The sequence below is a fragment of the Halovivax sp. genome, assembly GCA_007119345.1.
Lineage (GTDB): Archaea > Halobacteriota > Halobacteria > Halobacteriales > Natrialbaceae > Halovivax.
On the sequence record SKPV01000133.1, the window covers coordinates 1 to 6062 of the forward strand.

At 68.4% G+C, this 6062-nt stretch carries 4 protein-coding genes and 1 pseudogene; 1 reads left to right on the forward strand and 4 read right to left on the reverse strand.

What is annotated here, in order from left to right:
* From QZT59_RS09155 to QZT59_RS09170, 4 genes are all read right to left on the reverse strand, one after another.
* Positions 1–884: MoxR family ATPase (locus QZT59_RS09155; protein WP_290814595.1), on the reverse strand; the 884-nt coding region annotated here is incomplete at its 3' end.
* Positions 881–2056, reverse strand: a complete 1176-nt coding sequence (locus QZT59_RS09160; protein WP_290814602.1) for a DUF4350 domain-containing protein — start codon at positions 2054–2056, stop codon at positions 881–883. The genes QZT59_RS09160 and QZT59_RS09155, both read right to left, overlap by 4 nt.
* A gap of 65 nt (positions 2057–2121) precedes the next feature.
* A complete protein-coding gene (locus QZT59_RS09165; protein ID WP_290814597.1) occupies positions 2122–2403 on the reverse strand; it encodes a hypothetical protein in 282 nt (93 codons plus the stop codon).
* Between the two features lie 220 nt (positions 2404–2623).
* A complete protein-coding gene (locus tag QZT59_RS09170) occupies positions 2624–4339 on the reverse strand; it encodes a polysaccharide lyase (protein ID WP_290814600.1) in 1716 nt (571 codons plus the stop codon).
* 832 nt (positions 4340–5171) lie between these two features.
* On the opposite strand from QZT59_RS09170, the pseudogene QZT59_RS09175 reads away from it, so the two are divergent.
* Positions 5172–6062: pseudogene (locus QZT59_RS09175) on the forward strand (hypothetical protein); the annotation flags it as partial.

Below are 6062 nucleotides of genomic sequence, written 5' to 3' on the forward strand. Positions count from 1 at the left end.
CCGAGGACCTGTTCGGCGATGGCCTTCGCGTCGTCGGGGATGACGTAGTCGCGGCCGTGGATCGCCGCTCGCGCCTTGGCGCCGTTCAGGAAGGCCAGCGAGGCCCGCGGGGAGGCGCCGTGGGTGACGTCGGGGTGGGTCCGGGTCGCGGCGACGAGGTCGAGGACGTACTCCTTCACCGGCTCGGCGAGGTGCGTCTCCAACGCGGCCTCGCGGGCGGCCAGCAGGTCCTCCGCCGTGACGACCCGCTCGACGGTCTCCGGATCGAGGTCCGGATTCGCGTCGAAGCGGTCGACGATCTCCCGCTCGTGCTCGCGATCGGGGATGTCGAGCGTCAGCTTGAACATGAAGCGGTCGCGCTGGGCCTCGGGGAGCTCGAAGACCCCCTCTATCTCGATCGGGTTCTGGGTGGCGACGACCATGAACGGCGTCGGCAGGGGAAGGGTCTCGCCCTCGAGGGTGACCTGTCGCTCCTGCATCGCCTCGAGCATCGCGCTCTGGGTCTTCGGCGTCGCGCGGTTGATCTCGTCGGCGACGACGAGGTTCGCGAAGATCGGCCCGCGCTGGAGTTCGAACTCGCCCGTAGGCTCCCGGTAGACGTGGGTCCCCGTGATGTCCGCCGGCAGGATGTCCGAGGTCATCTGGATCCGATTGTACGTCAGCCCCGAGGCGCGCGCGAACAGGTTCGCGGCCGTCGTCTTGGCGACGCCGGGGACGCCCTCGAGCAGGAGGTGCCCGCGGGTCAACGCCGCGATCGTCAGGAACTCGACCGTCTCGTCGTTGCCGACCAGGACGCGCTTCATCTCCGAGCGCAGGGCGCCGAAGACGGCCTGCGGAGCGCGCTCCGGCGCGTCGGACCCGCCGAATCCGTCGTGTCCGCTCATTCGGCCTCACCTTTCACGTCATCGCGGTTAAGCGCTGTTATCACGCGCCGGATGCGCTCCTCGTCCCACTCGGGGTACCGACGGCGGAGGAATTCGACGCGTTCGTCGTCGGAGAGTCCCGCGGGCACCGTCTCGGCGTCGCCGTCGATCGGCCGAAACCGCGCCGGCAGTCGGGATTCGAGCCGTCGCGAGATGGTCGGCCGGACGCGCCGGCGCGCGAGGCCGGCGATCGCCGCGATTCCGACGACGCCGACGAGCAGCTGCAGCGCCGGGGAACCGCGCAGGGCGAGGACGGCCTCGGCGGCCGGCGGCAGGTCTTCCGCGTGCGAGACGTCGACGACGACCCGATCCGCGTCGGCGTACAGCCCCCGCAGGAAGGCCTCGTTGTCAGGTTCGCCGATCATCGCGTTGATCGCGATGCTCGGATCGCCCACCGCGACCGCGCGGCCGTCGCCGACGTCCTCGACCGTCGCGACCGGGTACGCGGCCGGTTCGATCTCGTCCAGGTCGGCGTCCTCGGGACCGAGGTAGGCGAACTCGCTCGTCCGGACGAGCACGGTCGCGTCCGCTGGCTCACCCGCCTCGTCGAGTCCGTCCGTCTCGTCGGGCTCGTCCAGCTCGTCGAGGTCCACGTCCTCGCCGGGGTCGACGGCGGTGGCGTAGTTGAGCGTCAGTTGCTCGACGTCCGCCATCCACGGGTGGTCCTCGACGCCCGTCGCGATCGGCATCGCCGGTCCGCGGAAGTGGTGCTGCTCGTCCCGTAGCAGCCGCCCGTCGAAGCGCGCTTCGGCCCCGACGGTGAGCAACAGCTCGTTCCCGGCCGGACCGAAATTCTCGAGGACGACGAGCGTTCCGCCGTCCGCGACGAACGCGCGCATCCGGTCGGCGTCCGCGCCCTCGTAGGGCTCGTCCGGGGCCATCACGAACGCGACCGTCTCGTTCGCGTCCAGCTCGTCGTAGCGTGCCGTATCCCGGACGATCTCCTCTTCCACCGCCGGATCGCTCTCGATCCCCTCCCGGAAGTCGGCCGTGCCGTCCCACCAGGGGTTGTAGAGCCCGAACGCGGCGGTCGACGTCGCCGCGAGCGCGACCACGGCGACGGCCACCGCCAGGGCGAGCGCGACCAACAGCACGCGCGGCCACTCGACCCGGCCGCGAACGAGCCGACGCAGCCAGTCCGGGGCGCCGGGATCGCCCTCTCCCCGGGGTCCGTCCGAATCTGCTGATCGATCGCGGCTCACCACGGGAGCACCTCCGGCGGCAAGATCGCCAGGATGCGGCGGACCACGATTACGGCGAAGCCGACCAGTCCGAGGGCGATCACCCACCGAAGTCGCCGTCGCCACGCCGGCGTCACGTTGAACGGGGCGGTCAGTTCCGTGATGATGAGCAGGCCGATCAGCGAGACGACGAAGAACAGCTCGATCGAGAGCGAACCGAGCAACGCGAGCGCGAGCACCGTCGCTACCATCCACGCGACCTGCCCGTGGACGAATCGCATCCGCCGCTGGGTCGCCATCTACTCGGTCGTAGCGCGACGCGCCCTCCTAAAGGTGGCGCCCCGTTCCGGCGGTAACGGCCCGATCCGCCGCCTTCTGGACCGGGCGTAACCGGTACGCCCGGTTCGCCGGCGGAGCGACCGCTCGGCCGACGAATCGCGCTCTGTGATCGAACACCCGAGGGCGATTCCGCGCGATCGATCGGATCTGGGCGACCGAGAATGACGACCGGGGTGCCGGTCAGTAGTCCTTCGTCTCGACCGTCTCGTTCCCCGCCTCGTCGACGACGGTGAGGCGGACCTCGTCGGGACCGCCGCGGTCGCGACTGCGGACGCGGTGCTCGCCTGACGAGCTCGATCCGCCGAGGGAGGACATCTCGGACGCGATGACGTTCCCGTCGGCGAGCAGTTCGGTCGTCACCGCGTCCAGCGCCCCGTCCTCGTCGGACACCGACCAGACGACGCTCGCCCGGGCCCACGGACCGGTGGTTCGCCTGGTCACGTCGAATCGGTCGATCGCGGGAGCGGTGGTCGCCGAATCGTCCTCGTCGTCCTGCTCGTCGTCGCCTTCCCCGTCGTCGGCGTCCTCCTCGTCATCGTCGGCTTCGTCTTCGCCGCCCGGAACCTCCGGGTAGTCGTCGAGGAAGATCTGCTCGCCGGTAATCCACAGCCCCGCTGGCTCGGGGTCGGCGCTGATGGCGACGACCTCGCCGTTGAAGTAGTAGCTGTTCCAGGTGTCGGGTCCCTCGACGGCGTCGACGACCTGGTAGGCGGTGCCGTCGATCTCGACGGTCTCGATGCTGACGGAGTCGTTGTGTTCGCCCCAGCCCCACTCGTACTGGACGATCTCGCCGTCGACGTAGAGCCGGTACGTCGACTCCTCGGCGTCGCCGCTGTGGTAGGAGAAGCGCTCTTCGTAGTCGTCCGGATCGATCTCGTCGTCCCCATCGTCCTCGTTTCCGTCGTCCGGCTCGTCGTCGGAGCCGGCGTCGATCTCGACGGCGTCGCGGTCCTGCCAGAGCCAGAGTTCGAAGTCGTCGAAGAGGACGTGCTGATCGGTGGGCGAGCCCCAGTCGCCGCCGAAATAAAGGTTGAGCCAGAGCGTCTGGATCGCGATCAGGTCCTCGTAGCCGTCGGCTCGCATGACAAGATCGTCCATCGTGACGGCGAGTTCACCGTCGACCCAGCCGCGGTAGACGCCGTCGGCCTCGCCCGGCGTGTTGCAGGCGACGAACTGGTCGATCCGGTGCCAGGTCCCCGTCTCGAGGGGAAGTTCCCACCGCGGATGAGCGCCGTATTGGCCGCCGTCGCCCGCGTGATAGACCTGGCTACCCAGCGAGACCGGTCCGTCGTTGTACTCGTTGCGGTCGGGCCGGCAGCAGAACATGCGGGCGGACCAGCCGTTGGTGCCGTCGGAGGGGCGGCCGCCGTAGCCGCCGGGGCCGATATCGTGATCGCCGGTCTGGTAGGTGGCGGCGAAGCCGGGGAGCTTGGTGCCGCCGAGGCCGTCGTCGTGGAACTGCCAGTCGTCGGGGAAGTAGATCCAGTAGCGGACGTGACCGGCGTCGGGCTGGTAGCCGTGGTGGTCGAGCATGTGGTACTCCATCGTCCCGCCGTAGTACTCGCCCGTCGGCCAGAACACGCGCATCGCGCGCCCGTCCCGATCGTGATCGTTCGTCGTGGAGACGTGTCCGCCGTGAGTGTTCGAAAGCCACTCCTCCCAGTCGCCGTCGAAGTCGATGAGGTTGTAATCCTGAGCGCTGTCGAGGTGGGAACTCGGGTCTTCCGGAACCGCCGCGGCCGCCGAGCCGGCACCCAGCCCGAACGCCGCCGCGCCCGCCGCGGCACCGCCGGTTAACTTCAGCATCGCCCGTCGGTCGAGTAATCCGCCGTTTCGGTCCGGTTCGTCGGCGTCGTCGAAGCGCTCGTCGTCTCGCATCGGTCGTTCGCGTGCCATCGTGAGTAGTGGCACGGAGTAATAGGATCATAAACTTTCTCCCCGAGTTAGATTCAATAGTAATGTAATATTGGGGGAGGGTACACCATTTAGAAAGTTCGGCGAGGGGGTCACATGGCGATGTTCCGAATCCCGCAATTCACGGGGCCACCTCGGCCCGTTCTCGTCCATCTGGAGGATACGCAACGACTGTTTACCGGGCGCGGTGGGGGTCGGCGACGGTCCGCATCGGCGATCAAGGCGTGTCCGGAAGTGCGCGGCCGCGAAAGCGCGAGCTCGGGAACGAGGTTCCGTGCGGGACGCGTCTGGTGAGCCGGCGGATGTCACGGAACCGAACCGGCGCACTCCCGGGCGATCGGTTCCGGCGCAGGGTCAGCGCCCAGTCGATCGATCCGTAGAAATGAGTGTCCACCTGGACGGCGGTTTCCCCGCGATTATACAACACCGCTCGGCGTACGTCGGCAGACCAGATGAGTTTGAGCAGGGTTCGGTGCGCGCACCCGCCGTTCCCCGGCGTGAGGCGGCGGGTCCCCGGAACGGCGAAGCCGGCCCCGTCGAGACCGCCGATCTGTTTCCGCCGGTCGCTGCTCGCCGACGCGCTGTTCGCGCCGCCATCGGAGTTGAAACGTCGCCACACCGGTTGCGATCCGGTCGCGAACGGTCGTCCCGCGAGTCGGCGGACCGTTCACCGGAGTCGCACCCGGCCTGATCGAGCCCGATGCGTGGTCGAGTCGCCGCGACGCGGATCGCGAGCCCACTCGTTCGGTGTGCGATGTCGTGGCACGCCCGCGCCGCGCCGCGGAAGCCGGGGAACCGGCTCGTCGGGGGAGCGATGACGCTCTCGATCGAGCGGAGCCGGCTGTTCGACGTCACCTTCACCGCTTCGGTCTACGGGTTACCGGCGCTCGCGATCCTCGGGTTGGCCGTCCCCTACCTGCTCGGTCTGCCGAACTTCAGCATCCTGGGCCTCTACCTCGCAATTCCGATGGTCCTGGCGCCGGTCGTCGTCCGTTCGCTCGAGACGAATACGTCCGTGAGCGGGTGGCCGGACCGCGGACTCGACTGGCGGGTCACCTCGATCCCGATCCACGCGCTCGTCGGGGTGTTGGTGTACCTGACGGCGACCAACGTCGTTCGGCCGACGCGGTTTTTCGCGGTGTACGCGATCGTCTACGGACTCCTGTTCGTGCAGATCGCGTTCCCGAAGTCGGGCGTTCCGAACGCGGCCGTCGGCCTCTATCACTGCTGTCTCGCCCTGCTCGTCTCGATTTTCAGCGTCACGCTGAACTACTTCTACTTCGTCGGTCGGACGGATCTGCCGCCCCACGTCGCGATGATGCTGTCGGTGCGCGAGACCGGATCGATGCCGGAGCGCTGGGCGGTTTACGATCCCTTTCCGCTGTGGCACATTTACTCGGCGGCGACGTACGACCTCGCCGGCGGCTGGCTCGAGCCGCACACGACGATGCTCCTGCTTTCCGGGTCGATCTTTGCCGCGGGCGTGACGATGCTGTACTCGCTGGCGTTTCGCGTCTACCCGTCGGCGAAGGTGGCCCTCCTGTCCTGTCTCGTGCTGATCGCGATCCCGGAGTACGTGTTCTACGGCATGTACTCGATCTCCCGGAGCATCACGTCGGTCCTCTTCGTCGCCCTCCTGTTCGCGCTCGTCGGCGGATCCGCGGTTCAGGGGCTGCGAATCCTGCGCATCGTCCTCATCGTCGCC

Excerpts from the sequence above, each read along its gene's own strand:
- QZT59_RS09165 (WP_290814597.1), bottom strand. The coding sequence starts at position 2,403 with ATGGCGACCCAGCGGCGGATGCGATTCGTCCACGGGCAGGTCGCGTGG.
- QZT59_RS09170 (WP_290814600.1), bottom strand. The coding sequence starts at position 4,339 with ATGGCACGCGAACGACCGATGCGAGACGACGAGCGCTTCGACGACGCC.